General features: G+C 70.4%; 15 protein-coding genes. 9 read left to right on the top strand and 6 right to left on the bottom strand.

Annotation, left to right across the window (positions count from 1 at the left end):
• Window positions 1-20: 20 nt before the first annotated feature.
• A complete protein-coding gene (locus ACZZ0J_RS14965; protein WP_463437544.1) occupies window positions 21-842 on the bottom strand; it encodes a phytoene/squalene synthase family protein in 822 nt (273 codons plus the stop codon).
• The gene (locus ACZZ0J_RS14960) at window positions 839-1,897 is read right to left on the bottom strand and encodes a polyprenyl synthetase family protein (protein ID WP_131844739.1); all 1,059 of its coding nucleotides are present in this window, start codon (window positions 1,895-1,897) and stop codon (window positions 839-841) included. The genes ACZZ0J_RS14965 and ACZZ0J_RS14960 overlap by 4 nt, the downstream gene beginning before the upstream one ends.
• Window positions 1,898-1,918: 21 nt before the next feature.
• On the opposite strand from ACZZ0J_RS14960, the gene idi reads away from it, so the two are divergent.
• The 6 genes from idi to ACZZ0J_RS14930 all read left to right on the top strand — a co-directional run bounded on the left by idi (window position 1,919) and on the right by ACZZ0J_RS14930 (window position 9,570).
• A complete protein-coding gene (gene idi, locus ACZZ0J_RS14955; protein ID WP_111085474.1) occupies window positions 1,919-2,461 on the top strand; it encodes an isopentenyl-diphosphate Delta-isomerase in 543 nt (180 codons plus the stop codon).
• Window positions 2,462-2,818: 357 nt separating this feature from the next.
• Window positions 2,819-3,883 (top strand): magnesium and cobalt transport protein CorA, encoded by a 1,065-nt coding sequence (locus ACZZ0J_RS14950; RefSeq protein ID WP_463437543.1) that lies wholly within the window; start codon window positions 2,819-2,821, stop codon window positions 3,881-3,883.
• Window positions 3,884-4,044: 161 nt separating this feature from the next.
• Entirely contained in the window at window positions 4,045-5,064 is a 1,020-nt protein-coding gene (locus tag ACZZ0J_RS14945) for a LacI family DNA-binding transcriptional regulator (RefSeq protein ID WP_463437542.1), read from the top strand.
• 523 nt (window positions 5,065-5,587) lie between these two features.
• Window positions 5,588-7,111: a multiple monosaccharide ABC transporter ATP-binding protein gene (mmsA, locus tag ACZZ0J_RS14940; RefSeq protein WP_185002736.1), complete on the top strand. Its 1,524-nt coding sequence runs from the start codon at window positions 5,588-5,590 to the stop codon at window positions 7,109-7,111.
• A complete protein-coding gene (locus tag ACZZ0J_RS14935) occupies window positions 7,108-8,400 on the top strand; it encodes an ABC transporter permease subunit (RefSeq protein WP_123340000.1) in 1,293 nt (430 codons plus the stop codon). Before mmsA ends, ACZZ0J_RS14935 begins: the two co-directional genes overlap by 4 nt.
• A gap of 63 nt (window positions 8,401-8,463) precedes the next feature.
• The gene (locus ACZZ0J_RS14930; RefSeq protein ID WP_123339999.1) at window positions 8,464-9,570 is read left to right on the top strand and encodes a substrate-binding domain-containing protein; all 1,107 of its coding nucleotides are present in this window, start codon (window positions 8,464-8,466) and stop codon (window positions 9,568-9,570) included.
• Between the two features lie 249 nt (window positions 9,571-9,819).
• Here the strand turns inward: ACZZ0J_RS14930 and ACZZ0J_RS14925 are convergent, their stop codons facing one another.
• The 3 genes from ACZZ0J_RS14925 to dcd all read right to left on the bottom strand — a co-directional run bounded on the left by ACZZ0J_RS14925 (window position 9,820) and on the right by dcd (window position 11,389).
• Entirely contained in the window at window positions 9,820-10,167 is a 348-nt protein-coding gene (locus ACZZ0J_RS14925) for a HepT-like ribonuclease domain-containing protein (protein ID WP_123293489.1), read from the bottom strand.
• Window positions 10,164-10,679, bottom strand: a complete 516-nt coding sequence (locus tag ACZZ0J_RS14920; protein ID WP_463437541.1) for a helix-turn-helix domain-containing protein — start codon at window positions 10,677-10,679, stop codon at window positions 10,164-10,166. The genes ACZZ0J_RS14925 and ACZZ0J_RS14920 overlap by 4 nt, the downstream gene beginning before the upstream one ends.
• A 122-nt stretch (window positions 10,680-10,801) precedes the next feature.
• Window positions 10,802-11,389 carry a dCTP deaminase gene (gene dcd / locus ACZZ0J_RS14915; protein ID WP_111085408.1) on the bottom strand — a complete coding sequence of 196 codons (588 nt, stop codon included), beginning with the start codon at window positions 11,387-11,389 and terminating at the stop codon, window positions 10,802-10,804.
• 88 nt (window positions 11,390-11,477) lie between these two features.
• On the opposite strand from dcd, the gene ACZZ0J_RS14910 reads away from it, so the two are divergent.
• The 3 genes from ACZZ0J_RS14910 (at window position 11,478) to ACZZ0J_RS14900 (ending at window position 15,448) form a co-directional block, all read left to right on the top strand.
• The gene (locus ACZZ0J_RS14910) at window positions 11,478-12,572 is read left to right on the top strand and encodes an N-acetyltransferase family protein (RefSeq protein WP_463437540.1); all 1,095 of its coding nucleotides are present in this window, start codon (window positions 11,478-11,480) and stop codon (window positions 12,570-12,572) included.
• A 9-nt stretch (window positions 12,573-12,581) separates the two neighbouring features.
• Window positions 12,582-13,280: a DUF6882 domain-containing protein gene (locus ACZZ0J_RS14905; RefSeq protein ID WP_463437539.1), complete on the top strand. Its 699-nt coding sequence runs from the start codon at window positions 12,582-12,584 to the stop codon at window positions 13,278-13,280.
• A gap of 107 nt (window positions 13,281-13,387) precedes the next feature.
• Window positions 13,388-15,448, top strand: coding sequence for a cytochrome c oxidase assembly protein (locus ACZZ0J_RS14900; RefSeq protein ID WP_463437538.1), 2,061 nt, complete (start codon window positions 13,388-13,390; stop codon window positions 15,446-15,448).
• 73 nt (window positions 15,449-15,521) lie between these two features.
• Here the strand turns inward: ACZZ0J_RS14900 and ACZZ0J_RS14895 are convergent, their stop codons facing one another.
• Window positions 15,522-18,437, bottom strand: coding sequence for an Ig-like domain repeat protein (locus ACZZ0J_RS14895; RefSeq protein WP_463437537.1), 2,916 nt, complete (start codon window positions 18,435-18,437; stop codon window positions 15,522-15,524).
• Window positions 18,438-18,535: the final 98 nt, after the last annotated feature.

The raw sequence follows: 18,535 nt of genomic DNA, 5'->3' as shown, positions 1-18,535 counted from the left end.
CGGGACGCGCACGCGCGTCGTCACCAGGCGCGTCGCCGGCGTGCGGGCGATGCGGTCGTTGAGTTCCTGGAACAGGGCGTGCGCGAGCTCGACGGCGTTCCGGGCGTCGGGCGGCAGCAGCCGGATCGTCCGGGCCGCGTGGTCGAGGTCGGCCTGCACGTCGGCGACCAGGCGCTCCTTCGTGGCCTCGTCGAACGAGCGGATGTCGACCCCGGGAAGTACGAGCGACCGAGCACCTCGAAGTCGGCGTGCAGGTCGCGCAGGAAGTTCACCTTCTGGAACGCGGCACCGAGCGCACGGGCTCCCGCGATGAGCTCCGCCTGGTCGAAGGTCGGGCGGCCGGCGCGGTACACGAACGCACGCAGGCACATCAGCCCCACGACCTCGGCCGAGCCGTACACGTACGCCGCGAACGAGGCGTCGTCGTGCTCGGTGCGCTCCAGGTCCATCCGCATCGAGGCGAAGAACGGCTTCGTGAGCTCCGCGCCGAAGCCCGTGACCCGTGCACTCCGGGCGAACGCGTGCACCACGGGGTTCACCGAGAAGCCGAGGGCGATCGCGCGCTCGGTGTCGGCCTCGAGCTCGTCGAGGACCGTCCGTGCCAGGTCGGGGTCGAGCCCTGCCTCGGTCGCGGGACCGTCGACGACCTCGTCGGCGACGCGCACCAGCGCGTAGACGTTGCGGATGTGCTCGCGGGTGTCCTTGGCGAGCAGCCGGCTCGCCAGGCCGAACGATGTCGAGTAGCGGTCGATGACGACGCTCGACGCTGCCTCGGCCGTGGCGTCGTACAGGGGGAGCCGACCGGACGGCGCACTGCCGGTCCGGGTGGTGTCGGTCGTCACCGGGCGCGCTCCACGAGTTCGGTCACGAGGCCCTCCAGGCGGTCGGCGAGGTCGTACGGCAGTCCGGAGAGCTCGGCACGGGCGAGTGCGACGTGGTCGGCGATCCGGGACTCGGCTGCGGCACGGGCGCCGCAGGTGACCAGGGTCGCACGGAGTTCGGCCGCGCGTTCCTCGGTCAGGTCCGGGTCGCCCAGGTAGGGAGCGATGTCCGGCCAGCAGTCGGTCGTGGCCGCGTACGCGATGAGCATGGTCCGCTTGCCCTCGCGCAGGTCCCCCAGCACGCTCTTGCCGGTGGTCGTCTCGTCGCCGAACACCCCGAGCAGGTCGTCGACGATCTGGTAGGCGATGCCGATCTCGCGGCCGAAGGCGCCGAGCGCGGTGACGACGGTCTCGGGCGCGCCGGCGAGCACGGCACCGGACTGCAGCGGCGCCTCGAACGAGTACACGCTCGTCTTCGCCCGTTCCATCGCCAGGACCTCGTCCACCGTCGGCATCACGCCGAGGGCCAGGTCGACGTCGGTCATCTCACCGGCGGCGCTGGCGAACACGGCTTCGTCGAGCAGTTCGAGCAGACGCCCACGACGCTCGCCCGTCACACCAGAGGATTCGATGAACCGCGGTGCGCCGGAGAGTGCGAGGTCGCCCGCGATCACGGCGGCGCTCATCCCGCGGTGCTCGGCGGTCGGCAGCGGCAGCCCACCGGTGGTGCCGGCGTCGCGGTAGGAGCCGGCGACGTTCGGCTGGCCGCGGCGGGCCCAGTCGCGGTCGATGACGTCGTCGTGCACCACCAGCGCGGTGTGCAGGAGTTCGTAGGCCGCGGCGACGTGCGCAGCAGCGTGCACGTCGTCCCCGCCGAGGCCGAGGTACGCGGTCAGCACCATGCGCGGTCGGAAGCGCTTGCCGCCCATGCTCGCCTTGCGGAGCACCCGCCAGAGTTCCTCGGACGGACGGCCGTAACGCGCGGCACGAGCCGAGGACACGACGAAGAAGCGCTCGAGACAGTCGTCGACGAGCGCGAGGTCGATGTGCGCCACGGTGGCCGCTTCCTCGCTCATTGGCCTAACCTATCGGTGCAGATGAGCGCTTTCCCGGAAACCGTGGTCCTGCTGGCCGACGACCGTACCCCGATCGGCACAGCGGACAAGTTCACGGTGCACACAGACCACACGCCCCTCCACCTGGCCTTCTCGTGCCACGTCCGCAACACCGACGGGGACGTCCTGGTGACCCGTCGCGCCCTGTCGAAGAAGACGTGGCCCGGTGTCTGGACGAACACGTTCTGCGGGCACCCCGGCCCGGATGAGTCGTTCGAGGACGCCATCGCCCGCCGGGCATCACGCGAGCTCGGCATCACCGTGCGCGACGTCGAGCTCGTGCTGCCGGACTTCCGGTACCGCGCGGTCGACGCCTCGGGCATCGTCGAGAACGAGGTCTGCCCGGTGTTCCGCGCCGTGACCGACGACCTGCCCGCACCCGCGGACGACGAGGTCGCCGAGTACGCCTGGGTCTCCGAGGACTCGCTGCGGGCCGCCGTCGCCGGTGCGCCGTTCGGCTGGAGCCCCTGGCTGGGCTGGCAGCTGACCGAGCTCGAGGCCGCGGGCCTGCACATCACCCGCTGACCCGGGCGGCCGCCTGGGCCGAGACTCGCGCTCCGCGACACTCCTCGTGCCCGCGAGCACGAGAACCGTCGCCCAGGCCGAGTCTCGGACGAGCGCGGCCGAGCGCGGCCGAGCGCTTGGCTCCCCCGTGCGTCCGGAGTAGGGTCGGACGTCGGCCACGGTTGTGGCGACGAGGCTGCGCACCGCGGCCGCACGACCAGGAGAAGGGCAGGTGAGGCGCGATGTCGGGTGACCATCCTCGCGCGGGCCGGCAGCCCCTCCCCCTCGCCGCCGCGCCCGTGTCCTAGATCTCCTCCGCCCGCTGCGGTCCGCCCGCGGCATCGCGCCTGCCTGCTCCCGACCACGAGGAGCACGCGCATGGCAATGATCGACAACGCGATCTACGTCGAAGGACGTCGCATCGAGTCTCCGTCGACCCTGTCGCTCGGCGCACGCCACGAGGTCGCACGGTGCGACCTGGCGTGGATCGGGCTGCTCCGTCCGGACCCGCACGAGCTCGACGCCGTCGCGACCGAGTTCGACCTGCACGAGAACGCGGTGGAGGACGCCCGCAAGGGGCACCAGCGCGCGAAGCTCGAACGGTACGGCGACACGCTCTTCCTGGTGCTCCGCCTGGCCTGGTTCGACCGCGACGAGGGCACGGTCGAGTTCGGCGAGGTGCACCTGTTCGTCGGCGACCGGTTCGTGGTGAGCGTCCGGCACGCCGAGCGCCTCGACCTCGCTGCGCTCCGCGCCCAGGTCGAGGCCGACCCCGAGTTCCTGGCACTGGGCTCCGAGGCCGTGACCGCCGCGGTGCTCGACGAGGTCGTGGACGGCTACGCCCCGGTGGTCGAGGTGCTGCAGGACGGCATCGACGCCATCGAGGACCAGCTCTTCGCCGGCCAGGTCGACCCCGGTGTCTCGAAGCGCATCTACCAGCTGCTCAGCGAGGTGCTGTCCTTCCAGCGCGCCACGAAGCCGGTGCCCGCGATGGTGAAGGGCCTGCTTCGCGGGGCCGACAAGTACGGCGTCGACGACGAGGTGCAGCACCGCCTGCGCAACGTGCTCGACCACGCCCTGCGCGTGACGGAGCGGGTCGACTCGTTCCGGTCCCTGCTCGAGAACGCCCTGACACTGCACGCGACCCTGGTGTCACAGGAGCAGAACGAGGCGATGCGGCGGATGACCAGTGCGAGCCTGGCGCAGGGCGAGGAGAGCCGGCAGCTCGCCCGCGCCGCGCACCGCCAGGGCGAGGAGGTCAAGAAGATCTCGTCGTGGGCGGCGATCCTGTTCGCCCCCGGGCTGATCGCCGGTGTCTACGGGATGAACTTCGACCACATGCCTGAGCTGCACTGGCGGTACGGCTACCCGGTCGCGATCCTCGGCATGCTCGCCCTGATGGGTGTGCTCTGGGCGATCTTCCGCAAGCGCAACTGGCTCTGACGCGCCGCGAGGGCGCAGCGAGGCTGCGGCCCGGCACGCCGCCGGGCCGCAGCCTCGAGGACGTTCAGGTGGCGTCGATCCGCCGGACGTGCATAATGATCTGGCCCGGAATGTGAACGTGCACATCGGCGTGCCACGGCCCCGGGCGGAAACGAGCAGCAATGGCGTCATCGCGGGCACAGCAACCGCGTTCGCCCAGCATCCGTGACGTCGCACGGATCGCGGGCGTCTCCCACCAGACCGTCTCGCGGGTGCTGAACAACTCCGACGCCATCCGCGACGCCACGCGCGACAAGGTGCTGGCGGCGATGGAGCAGCTGCAGTACCGGCCGAACCGTGCGGCGCGCGCCCTCGTCACGAGCCGGACCCACACGATCGGCGTCCTGACCGCCCGGCGCGCCCACTACGGCCCGGCGGTCGCACTGCAGGCGATCGAGGACGCGGCGATGCAGCGCGGGTACTCGGTGACGACGGCGAACATCGCGGAGGCGACCGACACCGCCGTGCGTGAGGGGCTCGGGCACCTGCTCGACCTGGACGTCGAGGGCATCGTCGTCATCGCCCCCCAGCAGCGGGTGTTCGACCTGATCGAGGAACTCGGCATCCGCACGCCGTACGTGACGATGCGGGCCAGTGTCGGCGAGGACCCGACGGCCCTGTGGGTCGACCAGATGGAGGGCGCGCGGCTCGCGACCGAGCACCTGCTCGACCTTGGCCACGAGTACATCCGGCACATCGCCGGCCCGCAGGACTGGATCGAGGCCGACGCCCGCATGCAGGGCTTCCTCCGTGCCATGTCGGACCGCGACATGTCCGTCGTCCCGCCGATCCTGGGCGACTGGACCGCGGACTTCGGCTACCAAGCCGGCCGAGAACTCCTGCGGTGGCGGGACTGCACGGCGGTGTTCTGCTCGAACGACCAGATGGCCCTGGGCGTCATGCACGCGGCCCGCTCGTACGGGCTCGACGTGCCGGGCGACCTGTCGGTGGTCGGCTACGACGACATCCCCGAGGCGAAGCACTTCTGGCCGCCGCTCACCACCGTGCAGGTCGACTTCGCCGAGCTCGGCCGCCGCTGCGTCGACCTGCTCCTGCCCGGCGAGGACGAGCTCCTGCGGCCGATCGACATCGTCCCGCAGCTCGTCGTGCGCGCGTCCACGGGAGCCCCGCGCGGCCGGTGACGCGCCGCTGCACACCTTGCCGGAACGGGCATACCTGGTCGAAAGAACGCACCAGGTACGCCCGATTCCGCCAGGTACGCCCGGCTCCAGACGCGACCGACAGGCGGACTGGAGGCCCGTGTGGACGCCGCCACGGGCCTCCCGTCCGCCCAGTGGGAACGCACGCACCGCGTGCGGAACTCCGCACGATCACCCCAACGCGGGGGACGTGATCAGCCTGCTTCCGCCAGATCACGCAGGACGTTACGAAAACGCGACCAATCCGAATTGACAGCCGCACCGGGGCTGTGCGTAAATTACCTCCGTCCAGCCGATGTGACCGTTCACATGAGCGTCACACCAGCGGGGCACCGGACGCGACAACGAAGTCCACGCAGGCCACCTGCGCCCATTCGCTGCCGCAGCAGAACCACCCGAACAACTGCCGCATCGCAGCGGCAGAAGGAGATGCACTGTGGCGTCAACCCCGATCGACACCGGCCTCGAGACCCGGTCGATCACCGCACCCGAGACCATCCTCGAGATGCGCTCGATCACCAAGGAGTTCCCTGGTGTCAAGGCGCTCTCCGAGGTCTCCCTCAACGTCCGCGCCGGTGAGATCCACGCGATCTGCGGTGAGAACGGCGCCGGCAAGTCGACCCTGATGAAGGTCCTGTCGGGCGTCTACCCCTACGGCACCTACGACGGCGAGATCGTCTTCGAGGGCGAAGAGGTCCGCTTCGCGAACATCAAGCAGTCGGAGCAGGCCGGCATCGTGATCATCCACCAGGAGCTCGCGCTGATCCCGGAGCTCTCGATCACCGAGAACCTGTTCCTCGGAAACGAGCCGGGACGCTTCGGGCGCATCGACTGGACCGCCGCGCAGCTCCGCGCCCAGGATCTGCTCGCCCGCGTCGGGCTCGCCGACGACCCGGACACGCAGATCAAGAACATCGGTGTCGGCAAGCAGCAGCTGGTCGAGATCGCGAAGGCCCTGCACAAGGACGTCAAGCTCCTCATCCTCGACGAGCCGACCGCGGCCCTGAACGAGAACGACTCGCAGCACCTGCTCGACCTGATCGTCGGGCTGAAGGCCAAGGGGATCTCGAGCATCATCATCAGCCACAAGCTCAACGAGATCGAGCAGATCGCCGACGAGATCACGATCATCCGTGACGGCAAGACCATCGAGACGCTGAACGTCAAGGGCGACGGCGTCAACGAGGACCGCATCATCCGCGGCATGGTCGGCCGGTCGCTCGAGAGCCGGTTCCCGGACCGCACCCCGAAGATCGGCGAGACCTTCTTCGAGGTCCGCGACTGGACCGTGCAGCACCCGCTCGACGCCAGCCGCCTGGTCTGCAAGGGCTCGAACTTCCACGTGAAGCGCGGCGAGATCGTCGGGTTCGCGGGCCTGATGGGTGCCGGTCGTACCGAACTCGCGATGAGCCTGTTCGGTCGTTCCTACGGCACCTGGCTCGGCGGCGAGATCATCAAGGACGGCCACGAGATCAAGGTCACCAACGTCCAGCAGGCGATCCAGCACGGCATCGGCTACGTCTCCGAGGACCGCAAGGCCCTCGGCCTCAACCTGCTCGACACGGTGAAGCGGTCCACGGTCTCCGCCGACCTGCAGAAGATCTCGAAGGCCGGTGTCGTCGACTCGCTCGAGGAGTACTCGGTCGCCGAGAAGTACCGCAAGATGCTCCGCACCAAGGTGCCCAGCGTCGAGGAGAACGTCGGCAAGCTGTCCGGCGGCAACCAGCAGAAGGTCGTCCTGTCCAAGTGGATGTTCACCGACCCGGACATCCTGATCCTCGACGAGCCCACCCGCGGCATCGACGTGGGCGCCAAGTTCGAGATCTACGGGATCATCCAGCAGCTCGCGGCCGAGGGGAAGGGCATCATCCTCATCTCGTCCGAGCTGCCGGAACTCCTCGGTCTCTCCGACCGGATCTACACCATCTTCGAGGGCCAGATCACCGCTGACCTCCCGGCCGACCAGGCCGATCCCGAATCGCTCATGCGCAGCATGACCTCCGCGCGGAAGGGCGCCACCGCCTCATGAACAACCTGAAACTGCTCTTCGGCAAGGGCAACAGCATCGGCCAGTACGGCATGATCATCGCGCTCATCGTGCTGCTCGCGTACTTCGCGATCACCACCCAGGGGCTGATCCTCGAGCCCACGAACGTGATCAACCTGTTCCTGCAGTACTCCTACATCCTCATCCTGGCGCTCGGGATGGTCATGGTGATCATCGCCGGCCACATCGACCTGTCGGTCGGCTCGGTCGCGGCAGTCGTCGGCATCATCGTGGCCCAGTCGATCGCGGTGTGGAACTTCCCGGTCTGGGCCGCGATCCTGCTCGGCCTGGTCGTCGGCGCCGTGATCGGTGCCTGGCAGGGGTTCTGGGTGGCCTTCGTCCGCGTCCCGGCGTTCATCGTGACGCTGGCCGGGCAGCTCATCTTCCGTGGCGTCAACCAGATCATCGGCAACTCGACGTCGGTCCCCGTGCCGGACAGCTTCACCCCGATCGGCGCCGGCTTCCTCGGTGACTTCGGGCCCGACTTCGGCTACAGCAACGGCACGCTCCTGCTCGGCCTCGCCACCATCGCCGCACTCATCATCATCGAGGCGCGCGGACGCGCACGGCGCCGCAAGATGCAGGCCGAGGTCCCGCCGCTGTGGGTCTCCGTCGTGCGCACCGGCATCCTGGTCGCCGTCACGCTCGTCGCCACGTACCTGTTCGGCGCCGGCCCGGTCGGTACCTCGGTCCCGATCGTCGCGATCATCCTCGGTGTCCTGACGATCGTCTACGGCTTCGTCACGAAGAACACGATCTTCGGTCGCCAGGTCTACGCCGTCGGTGGCAACTCCAGCGCCGCCGTCCTGTCCGGTGTCTCCGCGAAGAAGGTCAACTTCTTCGTCATGATGAACATGTCCGTCCTCGCCGCCGTCGCCGGCATGGTGTTCGTCGCCTACTCCGGTGCGTCCGGACCCGCGGACGGCACCGGCTGGGAGCTGGACGCAATCGCCGCCGTGTTCGTCGGTGGCGCCGCCGTGGCCGGTGGTGTCGGCACGATCTCCGGTTCCATCATCGGTGGTCTCGTGATGGCGCTGCTGTCGAACGGCCTGCAGCTGATGGGCCTCGAGTCCAACAAGGTGCAGATCATCCGCGGTCTTGTCCTGCTCGTCGCCGTCGCCTTCGACGTCTACTCGAAGTCGCAGGGACGTCCGTCACTCATCGGCGGCATGATGCGGCAGTTCCAGCGGAAGGACACCGAGCAGAACACGGTGGCCGCCCAGCAGCCGCGGTCCATCGAGGACCAGCCGGACAAGATCACCCTCCCCTAGCTCACACCTCCCCACAGCGGGGCCTCAGGCCCCACCCCTCCTCAACGAAGAGAAAGCAATCACATGCGCAAGAAGATCGTCGCCGGCCTCAGCCTGGCGCTCATCGCGGGCCTCGCCCTCAGCGGCTGCTCGTCGCGCGGCTCGTCCGACGACGCCGGCAGCGGCAGCTCCACCACCATCAAGAAGGGCGACCTGATCGGTGTCGCCCTGCCCGCCAAGACCTCGCAGAACTGGGTCCTCGCTGGTGCAGCGTTCAAGAAGTCGATCGAGGACGCCGGCTTCAAGGCCGACATCCAGTACGCCAACGCCGGCAACCCCGTCCCGGACCAGCAGTCGCAGATCTCGGGCATGATCACCAAGGGTGCGAAGGCCGTCATCATCGGTGCGGCCGACGGCTCGCAGCTGACCGCGCAGGTCAAGTCGGCGAAGTCCTCGGGCGCCGTCGTCATCGCCTGGGACCGCAACATCCTGAACACGACGAACGTCGACTACTACGTCGCGTTCAACAACTTCAAGGTCGGTCAGCTGCAGGCCGAGGCGCTGCTCAAGGGCCTGAAGGAGAAGAAGGGCGACGGACCGTACAACGTCGAGCTCTTCGCCGGTTCGGCTGACGACGCGAACGCGACCGTCTTCTTCAACGGTGCGATGGACGTCCTGCAGCCGAAGATCGACGACGGCACGATCAAGATCGTCTCGGGCCAGACCACCTTCCAGAAGGTGCAGACGAAGGGCTGGCTCGCGCAGAACGCCCAGTCCCGCATGACCGACCTGCTCTCGCAGTACTACTCGGGCAGCACGAAGCTCGACGGCGTCCTGTCGCCCAACGACACCCTCGCCCGTGCCATCCTCACAGCGACCAAGGCCGCCGGCAAGGAGAACCCGGTCGTGACCGGGCAGGACTCGGAGACCGCTTCCATCCCGCTCATCATGCAGGGCACGCAGTACTCGACGATCTACAAGAACACCACGGAGGAGGCCCAGGCGGCCATCGACCTGGTGTCCGACCTCGCCGACGGCAAGACCCCGAAGACGACGAAGGACAAGAACAACGACAACGGCAAGAAGATCGTGCCGGCCGTCGAGCTGACGCCGATCCTCGTCACGAAGGACAACGCGGTCGAGGCCTACAAGGGCAACGACGCACTCGAGGAGCTCGCCAAGAAGGGCTGATCTCGCCAGTACACACGGACGGCCCCGTCTCGCTTCGGCGAGACGGGGCCGTCCTGCGTCGTCGTGGGGCTGCGGTGCGGGCTGCGGTGCGGGCTGCGGTGCGTGACGCCGTCGTCTTCGCACGGCGCCGCCATGTGCTCGAGACGCCGCAGTATTCGGCGGCGTCTCGGCGGGATCCGGGCGGGGAGCGACGACGCCGGCGTGTTGCGGAACCCGGTCCGCCCGAAGACGCCGGCGTGTTGCGGAGGGTCAGGGCCGGGTCGCGCGCAACCGCCGCGCCGCGTCGGCCAGGTGCGGTACGTCCGTGTGGGCCGTGCCGAACACCACCGCGCGGGTGGTGTCGAAGTAGCGCCGAGTCAGCCGGTCGCCGAGGTCGGACACCCTCGACCACGGGATGTCCGGCTCGCTCGCGGTGACGGTGCTCGGCAGGACGCGGACCGCCTCGCCGATCTCGACCAACCGCATCCGGACGGCGTCGTGCACCAGGTCCTCGGGCAGCCGCTCGTCGCCGACGTACCGACCGATGGCCTCGCACGCGCCGATGACGTCGTCGAGTCGATCGCCGACCAGCCGGGGCGTCACCGGTTCCTGGCTCACAGCGGCACCGCGCATCGGACGACCTCGGGGCTCATGCCGGCGGCGTCCACGACGTCCACGCGCACGCCGAGCAGTCGCTCGGCGCCGTCCTGGATGCGCATGAGCGCGAAGATGCCGAGCCCGGCGTCGACGTCGATCATCAGGTCGACGTCGCTGCCCGGGCCGTCGTCCCCACGGGCGACGCTGCCGAACAACCGCGGGTTCCGACCGCCGAAGCGCTCGACGACGGCGATCAGGTCCTGTCGCGCGGCGGCGACGCGTTCCCGCAGGGGCGGTGGGTCCTCGACCGGCAGCAGGTCGATCGACGTGGTGAAGCCCGCCGCCCGGAGCATGCGCTGGAGCGCGGCGAGCGAGGGTTCACGGCGGCCGTTCTCGTACGTGCTGATGACGCTCTGCGTGACACCGGCCCGACGAGCGAGCTGCACCTGCGTCAGTTCGGCGCGGTCACGGGCGTCACGGATGAGCGCGGCCGCCGACACCGTCGGCACCGGACGTGGAGGGACTGCGGACATGCTGCAACGATACACAGAATGCGACATTTCGTCCGCCGGGAGACATGGCGGTGTCGACTCGGAACGACGTCATCGATGTCGCACGACGTCGATGATGCCGTTCCGGGTCGGGTGAACCGCGGTCAGGGGCGTGCTGAGACGTCCGCGCGGTGGAAGTTCTGCGCCGAGCGCGACGGGGTCGGCCCACGCTGGCCCTGGTAGCGCGACTGGTACTCGGCCGAGCCGTACGGCTTGTCGGCAGGGCTGGACAGCTGGAAGAAGCACAGCTGCCCGATCTTCATGCCGGGCCAGAGCTTGATCGGCAGCGTCGCGACGTTCGACAGCTCGAGCGTCACGTGGCCGGAGAACCCGGGGTCGATGAAGCCCGCGGTCGAGTGGGTCAGGAGTCCGAGGCGTCCGAGCGAGCTCTTGCCCTCGAGCCGCGCGGCGATGTCGTCGGGCAACGTGACGACCTCGTAGGTCGAGCCGAGCACGAACTCGCCGGGGTGCAGCACGAAGGCTTCGTCCGGGTCGGTCTCGACCAGCCGGGTCAGGTCGGGCTGGTCGACCGCGGGGTCGATGTGCGGGTACTTGTGGTTGTCGAACAGCCGGAAGAACTTGTCGAGCCGGACGTCGATGCTCGACGGCTGGACGAGCGAGGCGTCGTGGGGGTCGAGACCGATCCGGCCCTCGGCGAGCTGGGCGGTGATGTCGCGATCGGAGAGCAGCACGCCGTGCAGCCTAGCGGCAGCGGACCCCGCCGATATGCTGCGAGGCTGTCCGGAGCCGGGCGGCGTCGCACCGCCGGGAGGAACCGACATGACCGCGTACACCGTCCACGAACTCGTGGTCCCCGCCACGATGGACGACGACCCGGGGACCGTGCAGGCGTTCCGCGAGTGGCTCGCCGTGTCCGACGCCGCCGAGGTCGCGGTGCACGGGCTCCGTGAACTCGTGTGGGTACCGGACGAGTACCTGCCGATGTGCCACGAGCCAGGAGCTCCGAGCCGCCTGTTCGCGGTGCGCGACGAGACCGGCGCGACGGTCGCCGCCGGGTCGTACGACACCAAGCAGGGACCGGGCACGAGCAACTGCTGGCTGGCCGTCGGTGTCGCGCCCGAGCACCTGCGTCGCGGGGTCGGGACACTGCTCGCCGACCACCTCGAGGGCATCGCCCGAGCCGAGGGACGCACGCAGTGCAAGACGTACGCCGTGTCCCGCCAGGTGGGTTCGGCGTCCGGACCCGGGTACGTGCAGGCGCCGACGGGATTCGGTGCCGTGCCCGAGGACGAAGCGGGGGTCCGGTTCCTGACCGGCCGCGGCTGGCGGTTCGGGCAGGTGAACCGGATCAGCCGGCTGCCACTGCCCGCCGACCACTCCGTCGTGCGCGAGCTGCACGACCGGGCGTCGGCCGTTGCCGGACCGGACTACGCGGTGCACGCCTGGACGGGCCGGACCCCCGACGAGTGGCTCGAGGGCATCGCGCTGCTCGAGACCCGGATGAGCACCGATGCGCCGTCCGGCGACATGGACGAACCCGAGGACGTCTGGACCCCCGAACGACTGCGTGCCCACGAGGACGAGCTCGCCCGGGCACCGCGCACCATGCTCACCGTCGCGGTCGAGCACGTCCCGAGCGGGATCCTGGCCGGCTTCACGCAGGTGGCGGTGCCGGACGACTCCGCACGCGCCGCGATGCAGTGGGACACCCTGGTGCTGCGGGAGCACCGCGGCCACCGGCTCGGGTGGCTGCTCAAGGTGGTCGGGATCGAGGAGCTGGAGCGGCGCTTCCCGGGCCGACCGTCGATCATCACCTTCAACGCCGAGGAGAACCGCCCGATGCTCGACGTGAACGAGGCCGTCGGGTTCGTGGGCGTCGGCAGCGAGGGGATCTGGGAACACCGCCCGGCGTAGGGTTCCCCCATGGCGCGCTCACGGGGGATGGACGATCTGGTCAGCGACGGGGTCTTCCTGGCCTGGGAGGCGCAGCTGCAGCTCGCCGACCGGTACGACGACCACGAACGCTGGAACGTCGACCTCGCCGCCGGCACCCTGCAGTTCGTCGGGCCGCACCCGGGCGAGTTCCGGATCCAGCTCCTGGGCTCGGCCGCACCGGGGCCGCGCAGCTGGCTCTGGGGCTGGGCGAACCCGTCGCAGTACCCCGCGTCGGTGCTCGCCGCCGCCAACGCCACCCGCGCGCTGGGCGAACGGCTCGGCATCCCGGAACTCGTGCAGGGCGAGGTCCCGTTCGGCGAGCACCGGCAGGCCGACGCCGCAGACGCCGGGTACGAGTTCGCGTGGGACATGTCGATCGCGGCACGGCTGGCGACGGGTTCGTGGTTCGGCTTCGGCGGGCACGTCGGCGGAGGTGCCCGCCTGTGGGTGCTGTTCGAGGGCCTGCTCTTCGCGCCGCCGACGGTCCCCCGGATGGTCCGGGTGTTCGGTGAGGGCCTGCAGACGACCGAGGTGCACGACCACCGCCGCGCTGTGGGGAGCTGGGCGTCGCTCCGCGGTGTGCCCTGGGACGGGCGCACGCTGACGTTGGCGGACGGGACCATCACGGTCGACTTCGACGAGCTGGGCCGGATCCGCGACCTGCAGGGGTCGTCGGCGCGACCCTGAGGCGGGCCGCAGCGCGCGCTGCGGACTGACACCGCTCCTCCAGACCGACCCGCCTACCATGGAGGGTCCGCGGTCTCGCGGACGCACGCGTCCCTGGAACAAGGTTGATGACCGTCACGTCCCCCGCAACCCAGCCCGGAGGCCCGGCGCCGGAATCCGCGCCCGTCACCGCGCGCACGTCCACCGTCGCGACCGTGCTGGTCGTCGCCATCCCGCTCGCGGTCGCGTGCTCGATCCTCGGCCTGACGATCACCGGGGCGTTCACCGCGAACCAGCAGCTGGTGTCCGCCGGCGACGTGGTCGAGTACGGCCTGCCGATCGCCCGCGTGGTGCACGACACCATGGCGGCGCTGACCGTCGGCCTGCTCATCGTCGCCGCGTTCGCGCTGCCGGCACAGAAGAAGGACCACCGGGCGCTCTCGAGCGTGCAGCACCGCGCCACACGCTGGGCGGCGGCGACCGGATCGGTCTGGTTCCTCGCCGCGGCCGTCACCGTCGTGCTGACCGGCGCCAACACCCTCGGCGTCCCGATCACCAGTCCGGTGTTCGCCCGGAACTTCATGCTGTTCGCGTTCCAGGTCGAGATCGGGCAGGCGCTCGTGGTCTCCGCGGCGGCCATCCTCATCGCGACCGTGGTCGCCGCGTTCGCCACCCGGGTCACGACGCTCGCCGTCGCCACCGTGTTCGGCCTCTTCGCGCTGCTCCCCCTGGCACTGTCCGGTCACGCCGCCGGCTCGCTCGAGCACGCCAACGCCGTGAACTCCCTCGCGATCCACCTGATCGGGGTGTGCGTCTGGGCCGGCGGGCTCGTCGCCGTCGTGCTGCTGCGCACCCGCACGAAGGGCGCGACCGGGCGGGTGGTCTCCCGCTACTCCACGCTGGCCGGGTGGTCGTTCGGCGCCGTCGCGTTCTCCGGCATCGTCAACGCCTCGCTGCGACTGACCGGTCCGCTCGACCTCGTCACGACCCCGTACGGCGCACTCATCACCGTCAAGGCCGTCATCCTGGTGCTGCTCGGCGTCGCCGGTGTCGTGCAGCGCCGCAAGCTGGTGCCCGGGCTGCTCCGCGCGCCGCTCGACCGCCGTCGGTTCACCCGGTTCGCGCTCGCCGAGATCGTGTTCATGGCCGTGGCGATCGGCGTCTCGGTGGCCGTGTCCCGCTCGCAGCCGCCGATCCCGCAGACGCCCGAGACCGGTGAGGACACCCGCTCCGGCCTGATCGGGTTCCCGTTCCCGCCGGCCCAGACGATGCACACGTACCTGACGCAGTGGCACATCGACTGGGTGTGGCTCGGGCTCGCCGTCGTCGGGGCGGTCTGGTACCTGCTCGCGGTGCGGAAGCTCCGGAAGCGCGGCGACAAGTGGCCCGTCGGGCGCACCATCGCCTGGGTGATCGGCTGCGCCCTGTTCATCTGGACCACGTCGGCCGGACCGGCTGTGTACGGCATGATCCACTTCTCGTCGCACATGGTCCAGCACATGCTGCTCATGATGTTCGTGCCGCTGCCACTCGTGCTCGGCGGCCCAGTGCTGCTCGCCATGCGCACCCTGCCGGTCCGCAACGACGGTTCCCGCGGGGCCCGCGAGTGGCTCATGCTCTTCGTGCACTCCCGGTACATGCAGTTCATGGGGAAGCCCGCCGTCGCCGGTGTGATCTTCGCCGGGTCGCTCGTGGTGTTCTACTTCACGCCGGCGTACCAGGCGGCGATGCAGTCGCACGAGTGGCACGTCGCGATGGTCGTCCACTTCGTGCTGAGCGGCTACCTGTTCTTCTGGGTGTTCATCGGCGTCGACCCGGGGCCGAAGCGTCCGCCGTACCCGATCCTGATCATCGCGCTGCTCGCGACGCTGGCCTTCCACGCGTTCTTCGGCGTCGCCGTGATGACCTCGCAGTCGGTGTTCGCGATCGACTGGTTCCACGCTCTCGGCCAGACGAACGATGCCGCGCTGCTCGACGACCAGCACACCGGCGGCGGCATCGCCTGGGGCGCCTCCGAGCTGCCGATGGTCTTCGTCGCGCTGCTCGTGGTGCGGAACTGGATCCGTACGGACAAGCGCGACGCGAAGCGGCTCGACCGCAAGGCCGAACGCGACGGCGACGCCGACCTGAAGGCGTACAACGAACGTCTGGCGGCGATCAACGCGTCCGACACCGCGCGCCGCGACTGACGGACACCAGGCGCACGAACAGGACGGCGCCCCGGGCAACTGCCCGGGGCGCCGTCCTCGTCCGTGCGGTCCGTTACTCCGCGGTGGTGTCGGCGACCGTGCCGCGAGCGGCCCGGGTGCGACGGACCATCAGGAGCACCAGGCCCGCGATGAGCAGCGCTGCGGCGAGTGCCATGGCGGTGCCCACGGCCACGGGCGAACCCGTGAACGCGAGCGCACCGGTGGTGGTCGGCGCCGGCGTGGCGGACGCGGTTGCCGACGGTGCCGATGCGGGCGCCGAGGTCTCCGGCGTGGTCGGCTCGTCGGTCGGCCCCGGCGTCGGCTCGACGGCGGGGAGTGCCGCGACGACGATCTCGAGCGCGCTGCTCGACGCGGCGAACGACGCGTCACCGCTGTAGGCAGCCGTGACCGTGTTCGTGCCGACCGGCAGGGCGTCGGTCTCGCAGGTCGTCTCGGGCAGCGTGACGGTGCACAGGACGGAGCCGTCCGCGGCCGTGAAGGTCACGGTGCCGGTCGCGCCGGCGGGCAGGCCGGATGCAGTCAGGCGGACCTTCGAGCCGACGACCGGAGCCGTCGCGTCGGTGCTCGCCACGAGCGCCGTCGACTGCGCGGTCACGACCAGCTCGAACGGCGCACCATCGGCGGCCTCGTAGTTGTCGTCGCCGCTGTAGTGGGCGTGCACGGTGTACTCGCCACCCGGCAGGTCGGACGGGATCGCGCACGTGGTGTCGGGCAGCGTCGCGGTGCACAGGACGGTGCCGTCGTCGGTGACGTACTCGATGGTGCCGGTGGCGTCCTCCGGCACGTTCGGGGTGTCGAGCGTGGTGGTGTCGCCGTGCGTGACCGTCACCGTGGTGTCGGGTACGGTCGGCTCGCCGCCGTCGCTCGGGTCGCCGCCACCGGTGCCGGGCTGGGCGCCGATGGTCGCCGAGGCCTTGCGGACGGTCAGGTCCACTGCGACCGAGGTCGAGCCGGCGTGCAGCGCGCCGCCGGAGTAGACGGCGGTCACCGTGTGCGTGCCGGCGCCGAGGCCCTCGGCCACGCAGCTCGTGTCGGGGAGCGTCGCGGTGCACAGGACGGTGGTGCCCTCGCGGTACTCGATCGTGCCGGTCGGCGCGGCGACCGTCTCCGAGCCGGAGCCCAGGCCGGTGGCGTCGAGCGTGATCTGCTCGCCGTACGCAGCGGACGTCGGGCTCGACTCGACCACGACGGCCGTCGGCACCTTGGTCGCGGTGAGCGTCCCCGTGCCGGTCGCAGCGGTGTGGTCCGCGTCACCCTCGTAGGTCGCGGTGACCCCGCGGGAGCCGACCGTCGACGTCGACGTGTCGCACGAGGCCGCACCGTCGACGATCGTCGCCGTGCAGAGCACCGCGCCGGTCTCGGTGTCGGTGAACGTGACGGTGCCGGTCGGCGCGGTGGCACCGGTCTTCGCGGACGACGCGACCTGGGCGGTCAGCGTGACCGTGTCGCCCACGGTCGCGGTGGCGTCGTCGACCGTGACCGTCGTGCCCTGCGGCTCGACGGTCAGGCCGCGGGTGACGGTGACCGCCTCGGCGTCCGTGGACGCCAGGACGGTGGAGATCGTCGCGGAGCGCGCGGCGCCGGTCACCGTGTACGGGATGGAGAGCGTCGGCAGCACCGTGCCGGGTACGACAGGCGATCCGGCGTCGACGGCCTGGTCGCACGTGACGACCTGCCCGACGGGCGGCTGGCAGGTCCAGCCCGCGCCGGTCACGCCGGAGACGTCGGGCGTGACGCCCGTCGGGAACGTGGTGGTCGTGCGCACGAGCTGCGACTCGGAGCCACCGTCGGCGGAGACGGTGGGGGTGACCGTGTACGCGCCGGAACCGGCGTGCGCGACGCTGGCCGTGCCTCCCGTGCTGGCGGTCAGCACCGGCACCGGACCGGCGGCCGTCGTGGTGCGGAGGTAGTTGACCTCGTGGATGTCGTTCTGTCCGCCGGTGCCCGCGACCCATCCGTAGGTGAGCTTGTAGGGGTAGCCGGTGGCGGGGTCGACCCACGACGGGTCGACGTTCGCGGCGTTGCCGGTGGTGAGCTTCGGCAGGGCGCCACGGACGACCTGCTGCGTGCCGCCGATGGAGGTGAAGACGACCGCGTACTGCCCCGCGGGGACGGACACCGCGGTGTTCTCCTGCGCGGCGAGCGCCGACGACGTCGGGTTGATCACGATCTCGACGGGGACCTTGGCCTGCGCACGGTCCGTGACGCCGGTCTTGTTGAGCGAGCCGTTGACCACGGTGCGGGACTGCACGCAGTAGCCGGTGCCGCCGTCGCCGGGGCCTCGGACGGTCACGGCGTTCGCCGTGAGGGTCCGGTTCGTCCCCTGGTCGGTCGTGCAGCCGGTGCCGCCGAACTCGCGGTTGCCGAAGTTGCCGAAGCGGTCGAGGCCGATGCCGAGGTACGCGTGGGAGAGGCCCTGCGCGTTGTTCGCGGTGCTCGCGCTGTAGCCGAGCGAACCGCCCAGGTAGCCGATCTTCGCCGGCACGGTCGGGTTGTACGGGTCGGTCGCGGCGAGGTAGAAGACGATGCCGTCAGCCGAGGTGCCGTTGTACTGGTAGCTGTCGAAGACCGCGTCGACGCCCTTGGTGATCGGGACGGACTGCTTCGCACCGAGGCCACCGGCCTGGTTGTTCTCCGCACCGGTCAGGCGGAGCGCGCCGCTGCCGTCCGCGTCCGTGGCACCGGCACACGTCGGGACCGAGCCGGTGTTCGACGAGCCGGCTGCCGGCTTCGCCGTGAGGCACGCGACGTTCGCGGCACCGGACTGCGTCGACGGCAGGATGTAGGCGGTGCCGGCGCTCGCGCCGGTGAACCCCTCGTTCACGAAGGTGGTCTGCGCGGGTGCCGCGGCGGACGCGGTGGTCGTGCCGAGCCCGACGAGCGCGACGCCCGCGAGTCCGGCGACGACCACGCCGGTGAGGATCTTGCGAGCGCGCGCGACGGCGCGCCCCTGGTGGTGTGTACGCACTGGAGCCCTGTTCAGTGAGAAGGGTGCCGACGAGGAGCGTGCTCGCCCGGCTCGTCGGCTCGGGTCCTCACACCGTAGAGCGGTGCTGGGTACTCGCG

The sequence above is a fragment of the Curtobacterium sp. AC272 genome (genome assembly GCF_979258155.1).
Note: the sequence above shows the minus strand (reverse complement) of the source record. Positions and strands in the feature narration are given on the sequence as shown.

What these genes read in the sequence shown, in the direction of transcription:
- ACZZ0J_RS14930 (WP_123339999.1), top strand. Translation starts at nt 8,464, where the DNA reads ATGCGCAAGAAGATCGTCGCCGGCCTCAGCCTGGCGCTCATCGCGGGC.
- ACZZ0J_RS14945 (WP_463437542.1), top strand. Translation starts at nt 4,045, where the DNA reads ATGGCGTCATCGCGGGCACAGCAACCGCGTTCGCCCAGCATCCGTGAC.
- ACZZ0J_RS14910 (WP_463437540.1), top strand. Translation starts at nt 11,478, where the DNA reads ATGACCGCGTACACCGTCCACGAACTCGTGGTCCCCGCCACGATGGAC.
- ACZZ0J_RS14905 (WP_463437539.1), top strand. Translation starts at nt 12,582, where the DNA reads ATGGCGCGCTCACGGGGGATGGACGATCTGGTCAGCGACGGGGTCTTC.
- ACZZ0J_RS14960 (WP_131844739.1), bottom strand. Translation starts at nt 1,897, where the DNA reads ATGAGCGAGGAAGCGGCCACCGTGGCGCACATCGACCTCGCGCTCGTC.
- ACZZ0J_RS14935 (WP_123340000.1), top strand. Translation starts at nt 7,108, where the DNA reads ATGAACAACCTGAAACTGCTCTTCGGCAAGGGCAACAGCATCGGCCAG.
- idi (WP_111085474.1), top strand. Translation starts at nt 1,919, where the DNA reads ATGAGCGCTTTCCCGGAAACCGTGGTCCTGCTGGCCGACGACCGTACC.
- ACZZ0J_RS14920 (WP_463437541.1), bottom strand. Translation starts at nt 10,679, where the DNA reads ATGTCCGCAGTCCCTCCACGTCCGGTGCCGACGGTGTCGGCGGCCGCG.
- ACZZ0J_RS14950 (WP_463437543.1), top strand. Translation starts at nt 2,819, where the DNA reads ATGGCAATGATCGACAACGCGATCTACGTCGAAGGACGTCGCATCGAG.
- mmsA (WP_185002736.1), top strand. Translation starts at nt 5,588, where the DNA reads ATGCGCTCGATCACCAAGGAGTTCCCTGGTGTCAAGGCGCTCTCCGAG.
- ACZZ0J_RS14900 (WP_463437538.1), top strand. Translation starts at nt 13,388, where the DNA reads ATGACCGTCACGTCCCCCGCAACCCAGCCCGGAGGCCCGGCGCCGGAA.